Origin of the sequence: Myxococcus sp. CA039A, assembly GCF_013336645.1 — a bacterium.
Classification (GTDB): domain Bacteria; phylum Myxococcota; class Myxococcia; order Myxococcales; family Myxococcaceae; genus Myxococcus; species Myxococcus llanfairpwllgwyngyllgogerychwyrndrobwllllantysiliogogogochensis.
Map to the genome: position 1 here is coordinate 1 of NZ_JABUMQ010000752.1, position 477 is coordinate 477.

Annotated in this window: 1 pseudogene; it reads left to right on the forward strand. The window is 69.0% G+C overall.

Annotated features, from left to right (window positions below):
• A pseudogene (locus HR086_RS47420) lies at positions 1–477 on the forward strand (molecular chaperone DnaJ); the annotation flags it as partial.

Sequence of the window (477 nt, forward strand, 5' to 3'; positions counted from 1 at the left end):
CCCCCGTCGCCGCGCCGCCGCCGCTGCGCCTGGGGCCCACGCCCCCCAAGAGCGGCAGGGCCACCGAGGACGACCTCTGGCGCATCGTCTCATTCGACAAGGACGAGGCCGCCGAAACGCTGACCGCCTCCTTCGAGGCCGCGCTCCAGCACGTGGATGCCCACCTGGAGACGCTCGTCCGCTCGGATGTCAATCAGGCGAACGTCGACGAGCCTCCCGTTGAAGGCATCGTCGAGGCGACCATTGAATCGGACTTCGAGACCTTCCCCGGTGACAACACCGGCCCAACTGGCGAGACTGCGTGGTCCGAGCCGTCCGGTGATCTAGACGACTGGGATTTCGACGAGGACGACGTGGCGGCAGATCCCTCCAATCCCGACGAGGCAGCGAAGCTGCGGCGCCAGCGCCTGCTGCGCCGTGCCATGGAGAACATGGGCGTCCTCGGGAATCGGGGAGCCCCGGCCACCACCGCCGCGA